General features: G+C 55.2%; 17 protein-coding genes. 8 read left to right on the top strand and 9 right to left on the bottom strand.

Annotated elements, in window-relative coordinates; translation table 11 throughout:
- Nucleotides 1-9: 9 nt before the first annotated feature.
- Complete coding sequence (locus tag ACYVHX_RS20735; RefSeq protein ID WP_460673602.1) at nt 10-915, bottom strand: hypothetical protein; 906 nt, start codon at nt 913-915, stop codon at nt 10-12.
- 135 nt (nt 916-1,050) lie between these two features.
- Between ACYVHX_RS20735 and ACYVHX_RS20740 the strand changes: the two genes are divergently transcribed.
- The 5 genes from ACYVHX_RS20740 to ACYVHX_RS20760 are packed head-to-tail and all read left to right on the top strand — an operon-like array spanning nt 1,051 to nt 9,322.
- Entirely contained in the window at nt 1,051-1,782 is a 732-nt protein-coding gene (locus ACYVHX_RS20740; protein WP_460673603.1) for a hypothetical protein, read from the top strand.
- Nucleotides 1,783-1,784: 2 nt separating this feature from the next.
- Nucleotides 1,785-4,556 (top strand): TonB-dependent receptor, encoded by a 2,772-nt coding sequence (locus ACYVHX_RS20745; RefSeq protein WP_460673604.1) that lies wholly within the window; start codon nt 1,785-1,787, stop codon nt 4,554-4,556.
- Nucleotides 4,557-4,561: 5 nt separating this feature from the next.
- Entirely contained in the window at nt 4,562-5,704 is a 1,143-nt protein-coding gene (locus tag ACYVHX_RS20750) for a DUF4249 domain-containing protein (RefSeq protein ID WP_460673605.1), read from the top strand.
- Nucleotides 5,705-5,742: 38 nt separating this feature from the next.
- Nucleotides 5,743-6,903 (top strand): DUF4249 domain-containing protein, encoded by a 1,161-nt coding sequence (locus ACYVHX_RS20755; protein WP_460673606.1) that lies wholly within the window; start codon nt 5,743-5,745, stop codon nt 6,901-6,903.
- A 13-nt stretch (nt 6,904-6,916) separates the two neighbouring features.
- Nucleotides 6,917-9,322: a hypothetical protein gene (locus ACYVHX_RS20760; protein WP_460673607.1), complete on the top strand. Its 2,406-nt coding sequence runs from the start codon at nt 6,917-6,919 to the stop codon at nt 9,320-9,322.
- Here the strand turns inward: ACYVHX_RS20760 and ACYVHX_RS20765 are convergent, their stop codons facing one another.
- Nucleotides 9,323-10,138: a hypothetical protein gene (locus tag ACYVHX_RS20765; protein ID WP_460673608.1), complete on the bottom strand. Its 816-nt coding sequence runs from the start codon at nt 10,136-10,138 to the stop codon at nt 9,323-9,325.
- Nucleotides 10,138-10,704, bottom strand: coding sequence for a hypothetical protein (locus ACYVHX_RS20770; RefSeq protein WP_460673609.1), 567 nt, complete (start codon nt 10,702-10,704; stop codon nt 10,138-10,140). The genes ACYVHX_RS20765 and ACYVHX_RS20770 overlap by 1 nt, the downstream gene beginning before the upstream one ends.
- 137 nt (nt 10,705-10,841) lie before the next feature.
- Between ACYVHX_RS20770 and ACYVHX_RS20775 the strand changes: the two genes are divergently transcribed.
- Nucleotides 10,842-12,470, top strand: a complete 1,629-nt coding sequence (locus ACYVHX_RS20775; protein WP_460673610.1) for a CehA/McbA family metallohydrolase — start codon at nt 10,842-10,844, stop codon at nt 12,468-12,470.
- A gap of 76 nt (nt 12,471-12,546) precedes the next feature.
- Here the strand turns inward: ACYVHX_RS20775 and ACYVHX_RS20780 are convergent, their stop codons facing one another.
- The 6 genes from ACYVHX_RS20780 to lipB form a co-directional block, all read right to left on the bottom strand.
- Nucleotides 12,547-13,122, bottom strand: coding sequence for an NADPH-dependent FMN reductase (locus ACYVHX_RS20780; RefSeq protein WP_460673611.1), 576 nt, complete (start codon nt 13,120-13,122; stop codon nt 12,547-12,549).
- 27 nt (nt 13,123-13,149) lie between these two features.
- Entirely contained in the window at nt 13,150-13,587 is a 438-nt protein-coding gene (locus tag ACYVHX_RS20785; RefSeq protein ID WP_460673612.1) for a nucleoside deaminase, read from the bottom strand.
- Nucleotides 13,588-13,656: 69 nt separating this feature from the next.
- Nucleotides 13,657-16,026 (bottom strand): ribonuclease R, encoded by a 2,370-nt coding sequence (rnr, locus tag ACYVHX_RS20790; protein WP_460673613.1) that lies wholly within the window; start codon nt 16,024-16,026, stop codon nt 13,657-13,659.
- A gap of 139 nt (nt 16,027-16,165) precedes the next feature.
- The gene (locus tag ACYVHX_RS20795) at nt 16,166-16,897 is read right to left on the bottom strand and encodes a ribonuclease H-like domain-containing protein (protein WP_460673614.1); all 732 of its coding nucleotides are present in this window, start codon (nt 16,895-16,897) and stop codon (nt 16,166-16,168) included.
- 18 nt (nt 16,898-16,915) lie between these two features.
- Nucleotides 16,916-17,329 carry a hypothetical protein gene (locus ACYVHX_RS20800; RefSeq protein WP_460673615.1) on the bottom strand — a complete coding sequence of 138 codons (414 nt, stop codon included), beginning with the start codon at nt 17,327-17,329 and terminating at the stop codon, nt 16,916-16,918.
- 29 nt (nt 17,330-17,358) lie between these two features.
- A complete protein-coding gene (gene lipB, locus ACYVHX_RS20805; RefSeq protein WP_460673616.1) occupies nt 17,359-18,141 on the bottom strand; it encodes a lipoyl(octanoyl) transferase LipB in 783 nt (260 codons plus the stop codon).
- 92 nt (nt 18,142-18,233) lie between these two features.
- On the opposite strand from lipB, the gene ACYVHX_RS20810 reads away from it, so the two are divergent.
- On the top strand, nt 18,234-18,587 hold the full coding sequence (locus ACYVHX_RS20810; protein WP_460673617.1) for a YraN family protein: 354 nt from the start codon (nt 18,234-18,236) through the stop codon (nt 18,585-18,587).
- 68 nt (nt 18,588-18,655) lie between these two features.
- Entirely contained in the window at nt 18,656-20,173 is a 1,518-nt protein-coding gene (locus ACYVHX_RS20815) for a S41 family peptidase (protein ID WP_460673618.1), read from the top strand.
- Nucleotides 20,174-20,195 lie beyond the last annotated feature (22 nt).

A 20,195-nucleotide genomic window follows, 5' to 3' on the forward strand; every position in this document is an offset into this window, starting at 1 on the left:
GGAATAACATCAACCGTTAAAAAGCTTCACAAACTTACTATTCCCCGAATTATAAACCGGAATGTAACCATTGGCGGGCATTTCGGGGGCCGTCAAACCGGCGGGCAACCGGTTGGGGTAGTGCCGGATCCCATCCTCCGGCCGAAGCCAGAACTGCTGCGGTTCGGTCTGTTCCAGGCGGGTGAAACCCAGTTTTTTATAACTCCGGCCGTCGGACCAGTCGCGGTCGGCGTAGGTCATGATGTCGTCGGGTTGAAAATCGGTGACGAAGGCTTGCAGCAACTTATCCAGCCCGCCCACGACCGTACAACTGAGCTTGTTGGCAAACCGCACCAGCTCGACCGAGCGGTGGGCGATGCCATTCCGGAGAACCTGGCGCGGATAACTGAACGTGGCCACCGCCACCAGCAATTCCGGCGAGTCGATCTGTTCATTAAGAAAACCGGCCGACACCACCCGAAAATAGCGCGCGGGCAGAAATAAACCATATTTGTACTTCGAGTGCGTGACGACCTGCAAATGATTTTCGTCCAAAAACCGCCCGGAGGTGGGCTTATCGATCCGCCGAACCTGCGTCAGCCGGGCCGGAATGCGTTCTGAAAAACCCGCCAGCGCCCGAAGCCGCGACCGGACAACGGCCGGTTTTTGCCGCCAGACGTCTTCCCAGAGGTGAATCAGCCGGTCGCCGTTTTCGGCAAACCGGTCGGTGAGGTGCTGAAAAAAAAACCGGGCGTCGGTTTGCTGCTGAAACGGGATGTACGTCTGAAAATCGATGTAATGAATCAGAATCGGGGTATCGGCCAGACGCAGGAGCAAAAAGGGCGTTTGAGCCGCCCATTCGACCGGTTGCCAGGTGAACTCAGCGGGAAAAACCGCCTGAAAATCAGATAAAAAATTAGATCGCGTGGTTTCCAACGGATTGCGACAAAAAGTTGTCTATGAGGATATAACAGGTCAGAATGTAACCGAAAAAACCGGAAATAAGGGTATAATTGCCCGATTAATTCCTTTTTAATACAACCTAAACCTTTATTCTGGCTTCTTTTACCGATGAAGTATGTCGCCTTACTGGTTAGTGTATTAGCCTTCATTCCGGGATGGCGGGTTTTCGGCCAGAGCGCTTCGGCCGACAGTTCCTTCCGGGAAAATGCCATTCGCCACGCCAACACCCGCTACGTCCGTTCCGTTACGGATCAGGCGCGCTTCTACAACGGCGCCGAATACGTCGGTCATTCGCCCGCCATTAAAGGCCATCCTTACGTCGATTCGCTCTGGCGAACCGGCACCATTACGTACGACGGCGTTGACTACCAGAACGTTCAGTTGTTGTATGATCTGGTGGACGACGTGGTGGTGGTTCCGCACATCGACAGCGTATATCGCATTCAGTTGCAAAGCATCAAAGTCAACCGGTTTACGATTCCCAACCACCATTTTGTCCGGATCGTGCGCGATACGGCCCGCAACATCGGCTTGCGAACCGGTTTTTACGATCAACTCTACGACGGCCGCTCGAAAGTATTGGCCCGGCGCTCCAAAACGATCAAAAGCGAGTTTGTGCAAAATACCGTCAAGGAAGAATACCTGACCGAAAACAGCTTTTACATCGGCAAGAACGGTATTTTTTACCCGGTAAAAACCAAACGATCGGTGTTGAACCTGCTGGCCGACCAGAAAAAAACACTTCGGAAATACCTGCGCGAAAACCGCATCAAATTTGCCAAGAACCGCGAAGCCGCGATCGTAAAACTCACGCAACAGTACGACGAATCTGCCCGATAGTTATGATGAAATTGTACCGAACCGTTTTCCTGTTTTCCTTTTTTGCGCTCTCGCTAACCGCCGGTTTTGGACAGCAGACCGGCGAAAAACCCATCCGGGGCCCGTTCAATGGCGTGTCGTTTGAACAGTTTGTCCGGGAAGTGGAAGCCCAGACGAACTACCGGTTTTTCTACGACCTTCGGAACGTGGACAGCGTGCGGGTGACGTATCCGAACAGCGGCCAGCAATTGCCGGCGGTTTTGCGGCAGGTCCTGGAAGGCACGAGCCTGTATTACGCCATCGACGCCCAGAAGCGGGTTTTCATTACGCCCGAACGCGCCATCCGGACCGACCTGCCCATCGGTTTTTTTGACCGGGGCAACGCCACCAGCGAGAGCGACACCGGCCTTGTTGATTACCTGGCCGAAAAGGAAAAACGACGCCTGACGCTCGAAACCAGTTTGTTCAACATCGGCCGGCGAACCACGCCCGTCCGGCCCGGCAACGTCAACCTGGCGGGGCACATTCGCAATGCGGCTTCCGGCGAACCGGTTATCGGGGCTGCGGTCTACATCAACAAACCGCGCATTGGCGTGGTCACCGATCAGTTTGGCTATTACTCGATTACGTTGCCGCGCGGGCGGCATGAACTCCTGCTGCGGAGCATCGGCCTGAAGGATACGAAGCGGCAGATCATGCTGTATGCCGACGGGAAGCTGGAAATCGAGATGGAGGACGACGTAATTGCCCTGAAAGAAGTGGTGATCGAAGCCGAGAAGGACGTGAACGTGTCGGGACTGCAAATGGGCCTGGAACGGCTGGATATCCGGACGCTGAAACAGGTGCCAACGGCCTTCGGCGAAGCCGATCTGCTGAAAGTGGTGCTGACGCTGCCCGGCGTTAAGTCGGTGGGGGAGAGCAACGTAGGCCTGAATGTGCGGGGCGGCTCGACCGACCAGAATCTGATTCTGTACAATGACGCGACGATTTACAATCCGTCGCACCTGTTCGGTTTTTTCTCCGCCTTTAATCCCGACATGATCAAAAGCGTGGAATTATACAAAAGCGGGATTCCGTCGCGCTATGGCGGGCGGTTGTCGTCGGTGCTGGAGGTGACCACGCGCGACGGGAACAAGAAAAAACTGTCGGGATCGGGCGGCATCGGCGTGCTGACGGGGCGGCTGACGCTGGAGGGTCCGATTATCAAAGAAAAGTCGTCGTTTCTGATTGGCGCGCGCTCAACGTATTCCGACTGGTTGCTGAAAAACCTGAAAAACCAGGCTTTCCGCAACAGCCGGGCGGCTTTTCACGACCTGAACGCCCACATCACCCACGAATTCAGCGAGAAAAACACGCTTTACCTCACCGGGTATTACAGCCAGGATGAATTCCGGCTCAACAGCGATACGCTCTACCGCTATAACAACCTGAACGCGTCGGTGAAGTGGAAACATATTTTTAACCCCAAACTCTACAGCGTTTTTACGGCAACCACCAGCCGGTACAAGTATTCGGTTTCCAGCGAGCAAAACCCGGTCAATGCCTATAAGCTGGCTTTTCAGGTGGACCAGTCGACCTTTAAAACCGACTTTAATTATTACCCCACCGCCCGGCACACGCTGGATTTCGGGGTGAGCACCAACCTGTACAAGCTTCGTCCGGGGAGCTTCCAGCCGCTGGGGGGCGAGTCGCTGGTGCGGCCCGACGTGGTGCCCACCGAGCAGGGCCTGGAAAGCGCCATCTACGCCGGCGACCGGTTTGATATTTCGCCCCGCTTCTCGGTTCATTTCGGCCTGCGGTATTCGATGTTCAACTACCTGGGGCCGAAGGATATTTACGTGTATCCCAACGGATCGCCCAAAACCGCATCCGGCATTCAGGATACGCTGTCGTACGGCGCCGGAAAAAACATCCAGACGTATCACGGCCCGGAATACCGGATTTCGGCCCGCTATGCCTTCACCACGGATGCGTCGATCAAGCTCAGTTTCAACCGGATGCGGCAATACCTGCACATGCTGTCGAACACCTCCGCCATGGCGCCGACCGACATCTGGAAGCTGAGCGATCCGAATATTTTGCCGCAGGTGGGGGATCAGTTCTCGCTGGGACTCTATAAAAATTTCAAGAACAACACCATCGAAACTTCGGTCGAAGGCTATTACAAAACGATGGACAACGTGCTGGATTTCCGGAGCGGGGCCACGCTCATCATGAACCACCATCCCGAAACGGAGATCGTCCGGGCGGAGGGCATGGCCTACGGGGTCGAATTTCTGATTAAAAAACTCACCGGTCGGTTCAACGGCTGGCTGAGTTATACGTATTCCCGCACGTTTCTGCGCGTCGACCAGAGCGTGCCGCAGGAAAAGATCAACCGGGGCGACTATTACCCCAGCAATTTTGACAAACCGCACGACGCGACCTGGGTGGGAAATTACCGCATCAACCGCCGGTTTAGCGTCTCGGTCAATTTTACGTACAGCACCGGGCGGCCCATCACGCTGCCCCTGGCCAAATACGAGCTGGGCGGTTCGCAGCGGGTGTATTATTCCGAACGCAACCAATACCGCATTCCGGATTACTACCGCGCCGATTTATCGCTCAACATCGAGGGCAATCACAAGGTCAAGAAGCTGGCCCACAGCTCCTGGACGGTGGCGGTGTATAACCTGACCGGCCGCCGGAATGCGTATTCGGTGTATTTTACCTCGCTGGGTGGCGTGGTTCGGGGGTATAAACTCTCCATCTTTGGGCAGGCCATCCCGACGGTTACGTACAATTTCAAGTTCTGAAACGGATGAGAAAACGCCTGTTCTACGTGGTGGTCCCTTTACTGATCGGGAGTTGCGTTGATCCGTATCGCCCTCCGGCGGTGTCGGCCCCCAACACCTATCTGGTGGTGGACGGTTTTCTGAACGGGGCCGGCGCCAGCACGGTGCGGCTGTCGCGTACGCACAACCTGAGCGACGGTAAAAAACCGCCGGTGGAAACCAAAGCGAGCTTGAAAGTAGAAGGGGAGAAAGGGGGCAGTCAGCCATTCGTAGACAAGGGCGACGGCAGTTACACGCTGGCCGAAGGCGGTTTGCAGTTCGATCAGAAGTACCGGTTGCGGATCAGAACGGCGGCTGGCCGGGAGTATCTGTCTGATTATGTGACCATCAAACGCACTCCCAAAATTGACAGCCTGACCTGGCGACCGCAGGATGGGGGCGTGCAGTTCTACGTAACGACGCACGATCCGGACAACAAAACCAAGTATTACCGCTGGGAGTACGAAGAAACCTGGGAGTTTTATATGGATTATTATTCGGTGATTGAATACCTGAATAAAGCCTTTATACCCCGGCAGGAAAACATCCATCATTGCTGGCGGAGCGCCAACTCGACGGGCATTTTCGTGGGTTCATCGACGCAGCTGACGCAGGACGTGATCAACAAGTTTCCGCTGATCTTCGTCTCAAATTCATCGTCCAACCGGCTGCGGGTGCGGTACAGTTTGCTGGTGAAGCAATACGCCCTGACCGATGAAGCGTTTGAATACTGGCAGAATCTGCGGAAGAACACCGAAAATCTGGGTTCGCTGTTCGACCCGCAGCCGTTTCAGGTGATTGGCAATCTGTACGGGGTCACCGATCCGGACGAACCGGTGGTGGGCTATTTGAGCGGGCATTCGGTAGAGGAAAAACGGATTTTTGTCAGCTCCGCCCAACTGCCCATCAACTGGCGGATACCGTCGGGGTACGAGTCCTGTGTGCCGGATACGGTTTTGCTTTCGCCACCACCCCCGGACCTGACAGCCGCCGAAATGGCCCAAGCCGGTTTTCTGCCGATTGACGCGATCGTTTCGCCAGCCGGCATGATCTACGCCTACCGGATGAGCTCACCCGCCTGCGTCGATTGCCGAACGGTGGGCACCACTGTTAAACCCGGATTCTGGTGAAAAACCGGGTAGATCACACGAGAAGGATGGAAACACGCATGATGAAAAAGAGAAACGATACGTGGGTCAGTTTGTGGTTCGTCGTCACGGCCTTGATCGGGAGTTGCGTTGATCCGTATCGCCCTCCGGCGGTGTCGGCTCCCAACACCTATCTGGTGGTGGACGGTTTTCTGAACGGAGCCGGCGTCAGCACGGTGCGGCTGTCGCGTACGCACAACCTGAGCGACGGTAAAAAACCGCCGGTGGAAACCAAAGCGAGCCTGAAAGTAGAAGGGGAAAAAGGAAACAGCCAGACCTTTGTGGACAAGGACGACGGCAGTTACACGCTGGCCGAAGGCGGTTTGCAGTTCGATCAGAAGTACCGGTTGCGGATCAGAACGGCGGCTGGCCGGGAGTATCTGTCTGATTATGTGACCATCAAACGCACTCCCAAGATTGACAGCCTGACCTGGCGACCGCAGGATGGGGGCGTGCAGTTCTACGTAACGACGCACGATCCGGACAACAAAACCAAGTATTACCGCTGGGAGTACGAAGAAACCTGGGAGTACTACTCCGCTTTCTACTCCCGGATTAAATACGAGAACAAAAAGTTTGACTACCGGACGGATAACATCAACCACTGCTGGAGTTCCGGCAAATCAACCGGCATTTTCGTGAGTTCGTCGAATCAGCTCACGCAGGACGTGATCAACAAGTTTCCGCTGATCTTCGTCTCGAACGCATCGTCCAACCGGCTGAAAATTCGGTACAGCCTGCTGGTGAAACAATACGCGCTGACGGACGAAGCCTACGAATACTGGCAGAATCTGCGGAAGAATACCGAAAATCTGGGTTCGCTGTTCGACCCGCAGCCGTTTCAAACCGTTGGGAACCTTCGCGGGGTCACCGACCCGGACGAACCGGTGGTGGGCTATTTGAGCGGGTATTCGGTGGAAGAAAAACGGATTTTTGTCGCCGGAAACCAGCTACCGATTACGTTTCGGGTCCCGACCATGTACGAAGCGTGTGTCGAAGACACGCTGCCGCTGGTAGCCACCCGCGAAAAGCAATCGGCTTTTCAAGCCGCCGAATTGGGGTCCGAGCCCATTGACGAGATTCTGTCCCTTTCGGGCGCCGTTATCGGCTACCGCATGAGTACGGCTTTTTGCGTCGATTGCCGGACCGCCGGAACCAATGTCAAACCGAGTTTCTGGTAATGATCAAGATTCCATGAACCGCTTAGCAAAAACGCTGCACCTTCTTTCGGCTGTTCTCCTGCTGACCCAGCTGAACCCGCACCGCGTCTGGGGCCAAACCGACGCGCCGGACCTGATCCGGCAGCAGCTTGAAACCTACCGAAACCGGACCTTGCAGGAAAAACTGTTCGTGCATACCGACCGCTCGTTTTACGTGGCCGGAGAGCTGATCTGGTTTAAAATCAATTACGTTGACGGACTGTTTCACCAACCGCTTTCGCTGAGTAAGGTCGCGTACCTGGAAGTGCTGGATAGGGAAAACCGCCCGGTGCTGCAAACGAAAGTAGCCCTGGCCGGCGGAGCGGGTAACGGGTCGTTGTTTCTGCCGACAACGCTGGGTTCGGGCAACTACCTGATTCGGGCCTACACGAACTGGATGAAAAATTTCGGTCCCGAAGGTTTCTTTGAAAAACCGGTCACGATTGTCAACTCGTTCCGGAAGCTGGAATTGCCGGTCCTGAAAGATACGCTGGCCTACGACGTTCAATTCTTCCCCGAAGGCGGCAACCTCGTGCGCGGGCTGAGCAGCACGGTTGCGTTCAAAGCCACCGATGCTAACGGAAAAGGTGTTGATTTGCAGGGTGTTGTGGTCGATCAGAACAATGACACGGTCGCCCGGTTGAAACCGCTGCGGTTGGGCATGGGCCGGTTCGCGCTGACACCGGCGGAGGGCCAGCAATACCGGGCGGTGCTGACCGATGCGCAGGGGAAAACCGTTGCGCGTCCGTTGCCGGCCATTCAGCCGCAGGGCTATACGATGCAGGTGGAAGAAACCGGCACCGATCAGTTGCGGGTCACGGTCAGAACCGGAACCGCAGCCGCGTCGGCGTATCTGCTGGTCCATACGCGTCTGACGGCCATTCGGGCCGATCAGCAACCGTTTCGTGACAACACCGCCACGTTTGCCATTGACAAAAAAACGCTGGGCGAGGGCGTTTCGCACCTGACGGTTTTTGACGCCAGCCGGAAGCCGGTTTGCGAACGGCTGTATTTCAAACGACCGGAAAAACGGCTGGCGCTCGACGCCAAACTGACCAGCGGCATTTTGTCAACCCGCGAAAAGGCGGTTTTTGAGTTGAATGCGCAGGACGAAACCGGCAAGCCCGTCCTGTCCGATCTTTCGGTGGCGGTGTACCGGCTCGATTCGCTTCAGTTGACCGAATCCGGTGATATTGCCAGTTATCTGTTGCTAACCTCCGATCTGCGGGGCGCGGTCGAAAACCCGACGTATTACTTCACCGCCGAAGGAAGCGAAGTGGCCGAAGCCACCGACAACCTGATGCTAACCCAGGGCTGGCGCCGGTTCCGCTGGGAAACCGTACTGCAATCCAGTCCGCCGGAGGAGGAGTACGTGCCGGAAGTGAACGGTCATTTTGTGCGGGGCAAACTCGTGCACGGCGCCACGGGCCAGCCCGGACGGGGGTTGAGTGCCTACCTGTCGGTGCCGGGCAAACACATTTTGCTGTACGGTTCGCGCTCCGATTCCGAAGGGCGGGTCCAGTTTGAAATGAAAGAATTTTTTGGGCCGAAAGACCTGGTTATTCAGCTCAATCCGAGAGACAGTATTTTTCGGGCCGAATTGCAGAATCCGTTTCTGGAGCGGTATTCCGCTTCGCGGTTGCCGGTTTTCGATTTTCCAGCATCCTTGCAGTCGCCGTTGCTGGCGCGCAGTGTTCCGATGCAGGTGCAGAACGCGTATTACCGCGAGAACCTGGTTCGTTACCACCTGCCGCAGGTCGATAGCGTCGCGTTTTACGGAACGCCGGACGAGAAATACCGGCTCGACGATTTCACCCGCTTTCCGGTGATGGAAGAAGTCTTTCGCGAATATGTGCCGGGCGTCATGGCCCGCAAACGCCGGGAGGGGTACAGCATCACGGTGCTGGATATTCCGCACAAACAGTTTTTCACCGGAAACCCGCTGGCGCTGCTGGATGGCGTACCTCTTTTTGACATGGACAAAGTAATGGCCATTGATCCCCGGAAAGTGCAAAAGCTGGAGGTAATGGCCCGGCATTACATCGTGGGGCCGCTGGTTTTCGACGGCATCATCAGTTTTACGACGTACAAGGGCGATCTGGCCGGGTACCGACCCGACGCCAAAGCCCTGCTGGCCGACTACGAAGGCTTGCAGATTCCGCGCGATTTTTACGCTCCGCGTTACGACACGCCCCAGCGGTCGGGGAGCCGGTTACCGGATATGCGCACCTTGCTCTACTGGACGCCCGCCCTGAAAACCGATGCGCAGGGCAAAGCTCAGTTTGACTTTTATACGTCCGACGAAGCGGGGACCTTCCGGTTTGTCATCAACGGCATTACGGCCGACGGCCGGGCCGGCAGCAAACAGGGCGTGTTTGAAGTGGCGAAGGTGATTAAGTGATCAGAGAAGCCCGTTTAATCGCTCGCGCTCCGACCAGTCGATTTTTTCGGAGCCAGTATTTTCCAGCAAGTGATTAATGAAGGTCGTAATCCGGTTCGGCACAAAACCGGCCGCCGTGTTGTCGATCAGCGAAATTTTCCGTTTGACAAACCGGCCGACGATGGATTTGTCCGCCAGTTCGAACAGAAAGTTGGTTTTTGTGATGCTGTTGTTGAAAAAATACGGATTGCTGCCGGTGATGTAATTGATCAGAACCAGCCGCGACGACGATTCTTTGACCACCGCGTGCAGCCGGATTTGCTTCTGATCGTCCAGATACACGCCCAGATCCACCCTTTCTTTCGGAAAAACCGTTTGCAGGTAGTCGTTGGCCGAGCGCCGGAACTGCTCTTTGGTTTCGCGTTCCTCGCGCTCGACAAATTCAATTTCGGACATGCTGACCATCGCAGCGATGAAATTGGCAAGGTCGAAAACCAGCGACGGCACCGCAATGGCCGTAATGGTCTTTTTGTAGAAATACGTTCGCTGGCTGGAGCCTTTTATTTCCTTGATTCCGAATGCGTTAAAGTAGTGGTGCGCGATTTTTCGGAACGTGTCGTCTTCCAGGTTGTAAGCGTTCTCGTAAAAACCGTTGTCGATCCAGCCGCCATCCGAAACGATGTATTCGTCGTCTTTGTACGAAAGAAATACGGAAATGAATTTCTGCGTCGTCGTGGTATACGGCGTAATGATTTCCAGCGATTTCCCCCGCTCCTTAACGGTCCATAGCTGACCGAACGCGGTTCTGATATCGTTATAAATTTCCTCGAATACCATTACAAAAACAAAACCGTTGAATTGGGGTCTTTTTGAGTGACGTGGAGCGGTAAGGCGTTGGGCAAAACCCGGATAAACGGAAATTCGTCGTCGCGCAGATTCAGTTTGGCTTCCTGGCAAAAATAAACCATACTGCGGTTGATGTCTTCAATCGTATCCGGTTCTTTCTCCGACGGTTGCAGCGGCATTTTGTACGTAACGGCGGCCCCATGCCGGTTGTAATGGTTGAAGTGCGGGGTGGTCACCTGTTGCTTGGCCAGCGGAATGGTTTCGTCCGCATTCCGGTGCGCGCACCCGTCGCTGTGAAACTGAAAAAAAGATTCGTCGCCCAGTTCATCACACCGTAATTCAAACTGAAAAAAGTCGTGATTATTGTTTTTGACCCGAACGGACAGCGTAATTTCGGCATCAAGGTCGCTGTGCGAAACCGCAGCCCGGCCCTCCAGAAAGATGGGCTGACCGCTTACCTTAACCACATCGACGGTATCCCGGAGTACGTATTTATGCTCCCGCAGCAGCTTTTGATAGAAACCGTATTTGCTTCGGATGACTGGCACCACTGACATTCTGACGACTGATTAAGGCCTGAAACGGGAAAAAACCGGACTGGTAAGTACGCAAAAGAAATTGAAAAAGCGGAGTATATGAAGAAAATTAATGCGTTTTAAGTCCGTAAATTGATGCCTTTACGGCGGTTGAAAGAATGAAGAAAGGAACGGGATTCGGGCTAAAGCACTGGCCTGTCTTTTTGCGGGTGGCAGCGGTTTTCGTGGGTCTGTCAGGGCTGAACCCGGTTGGTGCGCAACCCCGCAAACCGGAACTGCTGGACGTGGAAATCCGGCTGGCCACTACCGACAAACCCACGCCGGTGCGGGTCCGGCTGACGCACAGAAACCGCCCGGTCAGGTCCTTGCCGCCGGAAGCGATCGGTGTCATGTACGGTTTGTGGGATCATGCCGACGGGTTCGGTTTTCAGCCGGACAGTTCTTTTTACGTCAACGGCCGGTTTCGACTGAGGCTGCCGCCCGGTTCCTACCAGTTGACCCTATCCAAAGGGCCGGAATTTCTCGATCAGCACCACCCGATCACCGTGCAAGCCGGAAAACCGCAAAAGAAAACATACCGGATGACGCGCTGGATCGACATGGCGACTCGCGGCTGGTACTCGACCGACGGCCACATTCACATCCGGCGCTCCCCGCGCGAAGATCCGCTGCTGATGAGCTGGCTCCAGGCCGAGGACGTTCGGGTGGGCGTGCTGCTGCGCATGGGCGACTTCTGGGAGACGTATTATCCGCAGTATGCGTTCGGGGAAGCGGGCGTTTATCGCCGGGATAATTACCTGCTGGTGTCCGGCCAGGAAGACCCGCGAACACCCGAACTCGGCCACGCGCTGGGCTACGGCGCAGCCGATAAAGTACGGTTTTCAAAGGATTATTACCATTACGATGCGGTTTTTGACAAGCTTCACCAGCTGGGGGGCATCAGCGGGTATGCCCACCACGCCGAAACGTTTCACGGCTACCGGGGCCTGACGCTCGACGGGCTGCGAGGCAAGGTCGATGTGCTGGAAATTTTGCAGTACTGCGTGGATGAAAAACCGCTGCGCACCGCTCATTACTACCATTTGCTGGATTTGGGCTTTCCGGTGACGGCCACGGCGGGTTCCGACTTCCCGTGGTGCGGGCAGGACCACGGCCACGGTCCGCCGGAGCATTCGGCCCGGATTGGCAACGCCCGGTTTTACGTTCATACCGACGGCCCCCTGACCAATCAATCGTGGAAAACCGGCCTGAAAGCGGGCCACACGGTAGTCACCAGCGGCCCGATGCTGGACTTTCGGGTGAACAGCGCCCGGCCCGGCGACCGACTGGCCCTAAAAAAAGGCGCGAAACTGACGATTTCGGCGCAGGCTTTCGGTCACGAAAAGCAGGTGCCGCTGGAGAAGATCGAATTGATCGGCCACGGAAAAGTTCTGGCAACCGTCACCCGCCAGGATGCGGGGCAGTCGGCCCGTCAATTGACGGTACAGGTGCAACTGGATACGCTGACGCGGGGCATCTGGCTGGCGGCCCGCTGTTTTGCCGGCCCGCAGCAAGCCGCTCACACAACGCCGGTTTACGTAACCATCGACGGGGGCGGTTTTCACAATCCCGAAACCGCCGAACCATATCTGAAGCTCAGCGAAAACTACCTTCGGGAAATTGAACAGGAACTCGAAAAAGAAAGCGGCAATCCGGAGTTTCGACTGTGGCATTACAAAAAAGGCCTGAAAACCCGGATTGCCGAAACCCGGGAAGTGATTGACGGATTACGGCAAAAGTGGAAGTGAGCCTAGGCCTGAGCGGAAAACTTCACCCGGCGGTTTTACCAGCGAAAGGCGCAGACCAGCGGCCCGAGTTGTTGATCTAGTCCGCTTTATGCTCCCGAACCACCGCCATTCCCTTCGTCCAGCGAACCAGTTCGTTGAACATGAGCTGGGCGGCCCGCTGGCTCGATTCGTTGGGCACAAACTCGGCTTCTTCGTTGATAAACTGATCGAAGAACGGGATGTTGACGGCCTCAAACAGGGGCACCACTTTCAGCGCAATCAAATCCGTTTTCAACTGCGTAGCGCCCCGGGTTCCGGCCGAAATACCGCCATAGCTGACGATTCCGGCGGCTTTGTAGGCCCATTCGTGCACCAGATATTGCAGGGCGTTTTTCAGCGGAGCCGGGTAACCGTGGTCGTATTCGGCCGTCACGAAAATGAACGCATCGGCTTCTTCAATGCTGGCGCTCCACTGTTTGGTATGCGCGTGCTCATACTGCTTCAGACGCGGGTGAGCGGCTTCATTCATGAACGGAAGATTGATTTCGGCCAGATCCAGGACCTCGACGGAAAAACCGCCGTGTTGGTTGGCCACTTCCGCAATCCAGTTGGTAATGATCGGTCCTTTCCGGCTGGGCCGGACGGTCGAACTGATAATTTTCAGGTTGTACATTGGTCGTAAATTGGGTTCCTTTTAAGCTCATAACTCCCCAATATCCTCATTCCAGACCTCCGGTTTCTGAGCGATAAACTGGTTCATCATCCCGACGCATTCCGGCAGATCGAGGTCGATCACTTCCACGCCGTGTTGTTCCATAAACTCCCGGGCGCCGGCAAACGTTCGCGATTCGGCCACGATTACTTTTGGAATTTTGAACTGCACGATTGTTCCGGCGCACATATAGCACGGCATGAGCGTGGAGTAAATGACGGTATTGCGAAACGAACCGACGCGCCCGGCGTTGTTGAGACAGTCCATTTCGCCGTGCAGAATGGGGTTGTTTTCCTGCACCCGCTTGTTGTGGCCGGACGCCACCAGCTGGCCGTCTTTCACCAGCGCCGAGCCGATGGGAATACCGCCTTCCGACAGGCTTTTCCGGGCCTGCCGAATGGCTTCCTGCATGAATTCATCGTTCATCGTAAAACCGGGTTTGGAAGTTTTGGGATCGGGTATTGCCAGCCCACGGTTTTAAGCGTGGGCTGGCAATCAACGCCGTTTGCGGTCTTTTGGGGCTTTGACGGCTTTTTCCGGGCGGCCCGCTGACGCTTTGGAACGTCGGTCGGAGCGACTTTCGCCCTCGTTGGTGTCCCGGCGGGTCAGGCGGTTTTTGACCGATCCTTTGGACCCGCTTTTGTCGTCGACCAGCAACAGATCCAGACTCCGGCGGGCCAGGTTGGCTTCCTTGACGCGCACCGTCACGGTGTCGCCAAACGCAAAAATCCGCTTGTTGCGCTTGCCGATCAGCCGGTAATTTTCTTTGTCAAACTCGTAGAAATCATCGTCCAGATCGGTCATGCGAACGAGCCCTTCGGCGCTGGTTTCGGTGATTTCGACAAACATGCCAAAATCCGTCACCCCCGTAATTACGCCTTTGAATTCCTGGTCGCGGTCCATCCGGTTCATGAATTCCACCTGCTTGTATTTGATCGAAGCACGCTCGGCTTCAACAGCCACGCGCTCGCGGTCGGACGACTGCTTGCTACGGGCTTCGTATTCTTCGACATTGACCGATTTGCCGCCATCCAGGTAGTGCTGCAGCAACCGGTGCGCCATCATGTCGGGGTAGCGACGAATGGGCGACGTAAAGTGCGAATACCGCCGGAATGCCAGCCCAAAGTGGCCGATGTCCTCGGTGCTGTAACGCGCTTTGGCCATCGTCCGAATGGCGAGTTGTTGCAGGGCATTCTGCTCGGGCTGGCCTTCGAGGTCATCCATCATGGTGTTGAACGACTTCGAGAGCTCTTTTTCGCTATCGACCTTGAGCTTGTAGCCAAACCGCCCGGCGAAGGTGGCAAACGTCCGCAGCTTCTCTAAATCCGGCGAATCGTGGACCCGGTACACCATTACGTTCGGGTGTTCCCCGCGCGACAGACCGTGTACAAATTCGGCCACCCGCTTGTTGGCGAGCAGCATAAATTCCTCGATGAGCTTGTGCGCATCTTTCCGCACTTTCGGGTAAACCGACAGCGGCACCCCGTTTTCGTCCAGTTTGAATTTCACCTCCACGGTTTCGAAGTTGATCGCACCGTGCCGAAACCGCTCGTCGCGGAGTTTAAACGCCAGTTCGTTCAGCAGCCGCAGTTCTTCCAAGTAATCGCCCTGACCGCTGTCGACCACTTCCTGCGCTTCTTCGTAGGCAAACCGCCGGTCGGAGTGAATCACCGTGCGGCCAAACCACTCTTTTTTGATTTTGGCGTCGGGCGTCAGTTCAAAAACCGCCGAAAACGTCAGTTTGTCCTCGTTCGGTCGCAGCGAACACAGGTTGTTCGACAGCTTCTCGGGCAACATCGGCACCACGCGGTCCACCAGATACACCGACGTTCCGCGTTTGTAAGCTTCGTCTTCCAGGGCGGTACCCAACCGGATGTAGTGCGTTACGTCGGCAATGTGCACCCCGATTTCGTAATTGCCGTTCTCCAGAATCTGCACCGACAGCGCATCGTCGAAATCCTTGGCGTCTTCGGGGTCAATCGTGAAGGTCGTCACCGGACGCATGTCGCGCCGTTTGCCGATTTCTTCGTCCGGAATCTGCTCCGAAATGGCTTCCGACTCCCGTTCAACCGCATCCGGAAAGTGAATCGGCAGCCCAAATTCGGCCAGAATGGCGTGCATTTCGGTGTTGTTGTCCCCCGCTTTCCCCAAAACCGTAATGACCTCACCTTCGGGCCGGTGATGGCCGTCGGGAAAGCGCGTCATCCGGACAATCACTTTATCGCCGTCTTTTGCGTCGGCCAGTTTGTCTTTCGGGATGTAAATCTCCTCGTAAATCCGCTTGCTGTCGGGAATCACCTGCCCGTAATTGGGCCAGGTCGCAATCCGGCCCACCAGTTCGGATCGGCCGCGTTCCACAATCTCGATCACCCGGCCTTCGGTCCGGCGGCTGTGATTTTTTGAACCGCGCGAAAAACCGCCGGAATTCGACGAGCCACTCAGGCGGGTTACTTTCACCTTGTCCCCATCAATAGCCCCGTTCAGGTCGTCGGTACTGACGTAAATATCATTGTCGCGGTCGCCCGAGCCAGCGCTAACAAAGGCAAACCGGGGGTTGACGTGATCGACCGTACCTTCGACCGTGCGGTCGTTTTCGTTAAACTGGTAGGTGCCGTCGGCATGGCGGCTTATAATGCCTTCATCGGTCAGTTCGCCGATCAACCCGTGAGTCAGCAGTTTCGTTTTGCGGTCGTAGAGGTCGAAATTCTCAAATACGTCGTTTTGCGAAAAAGTTTCTTTGCTGTTTATTTCAAAAAAAGCCGCAATGTCGTTCTTCATCTCATCCAGAAACGAATGAGCCGAGGGAGCCGCGTTGTTTTGCGGGCTTCTGCGGTTTTCTCGTGGTTTATTTCTATTATTTCTCATGTAATTCTTTGGTAAATGTTCAGTTGTTTCGCGGACGGGGCCGCCCGGCGGTTGAGCAGAGGTTGTATGAGTTATGCGGAGTTATTTTCCTCGGCTCAACTCTTAATTTCTCCGCTCAACTCTGCGAAACAACCCTTTCTCACTCCAGGCGCGTGATGCGTTGGTCTTCCACCAGCGGGGCACCCAGCAGGCGGAGGTAAACCTGCACCAGCGTAACAATGGACGAGCGGGCGTATTCGCGCACTTTGGCCAGCCCTTTCTTCTGGTAATATACTAAACTGGTTTGGTCGCCGGTCAGTTCGAGCGGTTGAATGGGCAGGTTCAAAACAGCCGCCAGCAAGTCGAGCGGAACGAAGTGGCGACTATCGCCAAACCGCCACATTTCCAGCACATCCTGGTGGGGAATATCCCAGGGTTTGCGCCCCGACAGCCGCAGCGTGGCCGGCAGCGGGTGGCCGTGCACCAGCATCCGGCGGCACAGATACGGATAATCAAACTCCTTGCCGTTGTGGGCGCAGAGAATCAGTTCATTGGTCGGATATTTTTCAATCAGGTCGATAAACTCCGCCAGTAAAACCGCTTCGTCGTTGTTGGCCAGCGTTTTTACTTTCAGAAACACATTGTCGTCGTCATCCCAGTACAAACCGCCGATGCCGATGCAGACAATCTTGCCGTACTCCGCGTAGTAGGACGCCCGGTTGTCGTACCATTTGGCCGCCGACCAGTTTTCTTCATTCTGAAAATAACTGATTTTCTGTCCCCATTGCTGCTGGAACCGCTCGTCCAGGTCGTTGTACGAGGGCGCTCCGGCCACGGTTTTGATGTCAATGAATAAGAGATTTTTAAGTCGTTTTTTCCAGGATACGGGCATAGCAGTGAATGACAAAGTTCAGGCGTGCAGGACACCCTCCAGTCCCAATTCATGAATTTGAATCAGGTTCTGTTCGGTAATGCTGTCGGGCACGAAGATAAACTTTTTGTCAAAAATCTGGTCGCCAATGTAGTAACTGACCCAATATTGGTTATTTAAATGAAAAACATCCGGCATAATGGTTTCAACCACCACGTGCTCATTGGGCTGGAGCTCCGGGAAAAAATGCCGCAGGGTGGAGGTGGCCTGCGGCTGTTCCTGCTTTTCATCTACAAAACCGTAGCCTTTGGACGTCACGAAAACGTTCCGGATGCTGACGGTATTCTGGTTGATCAAATAAACCTGCCAGTCGTATTGGTTGATTTCGGTCAATTTGCGCGCAATGACGACCTGAATTCCTTCTACTGGCAAAAACGAAATATCTTTCTTCATTCTAAAGTACCGGCGGGCTTCTGCCCGTATTAGGTAGTGCTAACTTTTAAAATCAGTTCCGGAAACAGACTAAAGCCCGCCGGCACGATTAACTCCATGGCAAACAAATCGGCCAGATGGTGACTGACGCGCCCGGCAACTTCGTCCACCGGCACCTCCCGACCCAGCTCGGCCTGCATCGACGTGACGGCTTTGTCGGCAATTCCGCAGGGCACGATGTGCTCAAAATAGCTTAAATCCGTGTTGATGTTCAGGGCAAAACCGTGCATCGTTACCCACCGGCTCGCCTTGACGCCCATCGCGCAGATTTTCCGCGGACCGCTGGATTGTTTTTTTTCGGGATCATAATCCAGCCAAACCCCCGTCAGACCCTCGATCCGGCCCGCATCCAATCCGTAGTCGGCCAGCGTTCGGATGATGGCTTCTTCCAGCTGGCGCATGTAACGGTGAATGTCCGTAAAAAAATTATCCAGGTCCAGAATCGGGTAGCCCACCAACTGCCCCGGTCCGTGGTACGTAATATCACCACCCCGGTTTATTTTGTAGTAGGTCGCGCCAATGGTTTGCAAAAACGCATCATTGGCCAGCAAATGACCTTCTTTTCCGCTTTTTCCCAGGGTATACACGTGGGGATGCTGGCAGAACAATAGGTAATTGGCGGTTGGAATCTGCTGGTCGGCGGGCCGGTTTCGGTTGGCGATTTTGGTCGCTATGCTATCGGCCAGCAGCTGTTCCTGGTAATCCCAACCGGCCTGATAATCAATCAATCCCAGGTCCTGAATCTGGACCTGCCTGTTACAATGGTGGTTCATTTGGTGTAATCCTTAAAAAGAAAACACCAAAACCGTCTCTTTTCGTTCGTATCCATTCACCCGGTTTGTCGTCTAAGGATAAAAACAGCAGCATGGCACAGCACAACGACACCGGCAAACAGGGCGAAGACGAAGCCGCCCGCTACCTTCAGCAAAAAGGATATGACCTGCTGCAGCGCAACTACCGGCACCAGCACGCCGAGATTGACCTGATCGCCCAGAAAGGCAAATTGCTCATTTTTGTGGAAGTCAAAGCCCGCAGCAGCACCCGGTTTGGCAACCCCGAAGAATTCGTTACCTACACGAAAGCGCGGCTGATCATGAAAGCCGCCGAGCATTATATCTTCACCAACGACTGGCAGCACGATGTGCGTTTCGATATTGTCGCCGTGACGGTGATGCCCGATGCGGTCACCGTAAAGCACCTGGAAGATGCCTTTTACTAATTTTGTTTCCCATAAAAAAAACGGTAGTTTCGGGAACAGAAATGAATTGATTCCTTTAGAAAAACAGTATGCGTTTCCTCGTGCTGCTGATGGCGCTGACCGTCGGCACGGCTTATTGTTTTCCGACCCATCCGAAACGAGCGACCTATCGCCCCCGGGTGTATACGGTCGAGCAACTACGGAGCGACTTTGCGGTGCTGCGGAAGACGCTGGAGGAGCGCCATCCGAGTTTGTACCGTTATGTCGCGCGCGAGGAGATGAACCGAAATTTTGATGCGGTTTTCCGGCAACTCTACCGCCCGATGACCGAGATCGAATTCCGTGAGCTGCTCCGTCCGCTGATCGTCCAGATTCGCTGCGGCCACACCGATGTGCAGGAGTCGCTGTACACCAGCCGGTCGAGCCGAAAACCGCAACCGCAATGGCTGCCATTCGATATTATTCTGCAGGAAGACCGGATGTTTATTGGCCGAAACCGCAGCACCGATTCCTCGCTGATCTGCGGAACGGAAATCCTGAAATTAGGCAATCATCCGGTTAGGGAGATCATTCAGGCGGCCCGTGATCGCTGGCCCTCAGACGGTTATAACCAGACGTTCAAGAATTATTTTCTGGAATTATACCACCTCGAAGAAACCTACTGGCGGCACTTCGACGGGCGCTCACCCTGGACGCTGAGCGTTCGGGATACGACGGGGACGGAGCGCCTGACGACGGTTCGGCGCCGGCCGGGCGGTTCGGGAGATGCGCCGACCGCGCCCGCGACGGTTCGGCGAAGTAAGAAAAGCCGTCATAAAACCGAAGCATCGCACGACGACGACGCCAAACTCCAGCTGATGCGCTCCCTGCATTTCCTGAACAGCGATTCCACAGCTGTGATGCTGATTATCAACAGCTTTGGCTACGACCGGTACGAGTCCTTTCACCGGGAGGTTTTTGAAACGCTGGAAAAACGAAAAGTTCAGGATCTGGTCATCGATTTGCGCCAGAATACCGGCGGCAACGCCGAAATCGGCTCGGATTTAATGTCGTACCTGATGAAATCCGATTTCCGGCAGGTCGACCGGGCCGAATGCCGGGTGCGCCGACCCAACTCCTGCTCGTACTTTGACCGGAAGGAAAAACGGGTGTTGAGGCAGAATTTCCGCTTCATGAAATCGGAGAGCGGCCGCTACCAGTTCGGCAAGTCCAATGTTGGCTGGAACAAACCGGCTTCGGAGCATCGGTTTAGCGGTAAAGTGTACGTTCTGACGAGTGGCCGAACGTTTTCGGCGGCTTCCATTTTTACGGCCAGCCTGAAAGCGCAGCGGCCGGTGACGATTATCGGCCAGGAAACGGGTGGGGGCGAAGCGGGTTGCAATGGCGGCATCATTCAGACCATGACGCTGCCCGAAACGCGGCTGCGCGTGCGGTTTCCGGTTTTCTGGATTGCCACCGCTAGCCGAAATCCGGATCAGGGGCGGGGTGTCATGCCGGACTTTCCGGTTGAATACAGCGTGCAGGACCGGATCAAGCAGCGCGACCGGGATATGGAAAAAGCGCTGGAGCTTATTCAGGAAGGAAAACGAAAGATGACGGCGCGGTAATCACCAGTGCTACCAAGTCTGC

The sequence above is a fragment of the Larkinella ripae genome, from assembly GCF_054780775.1.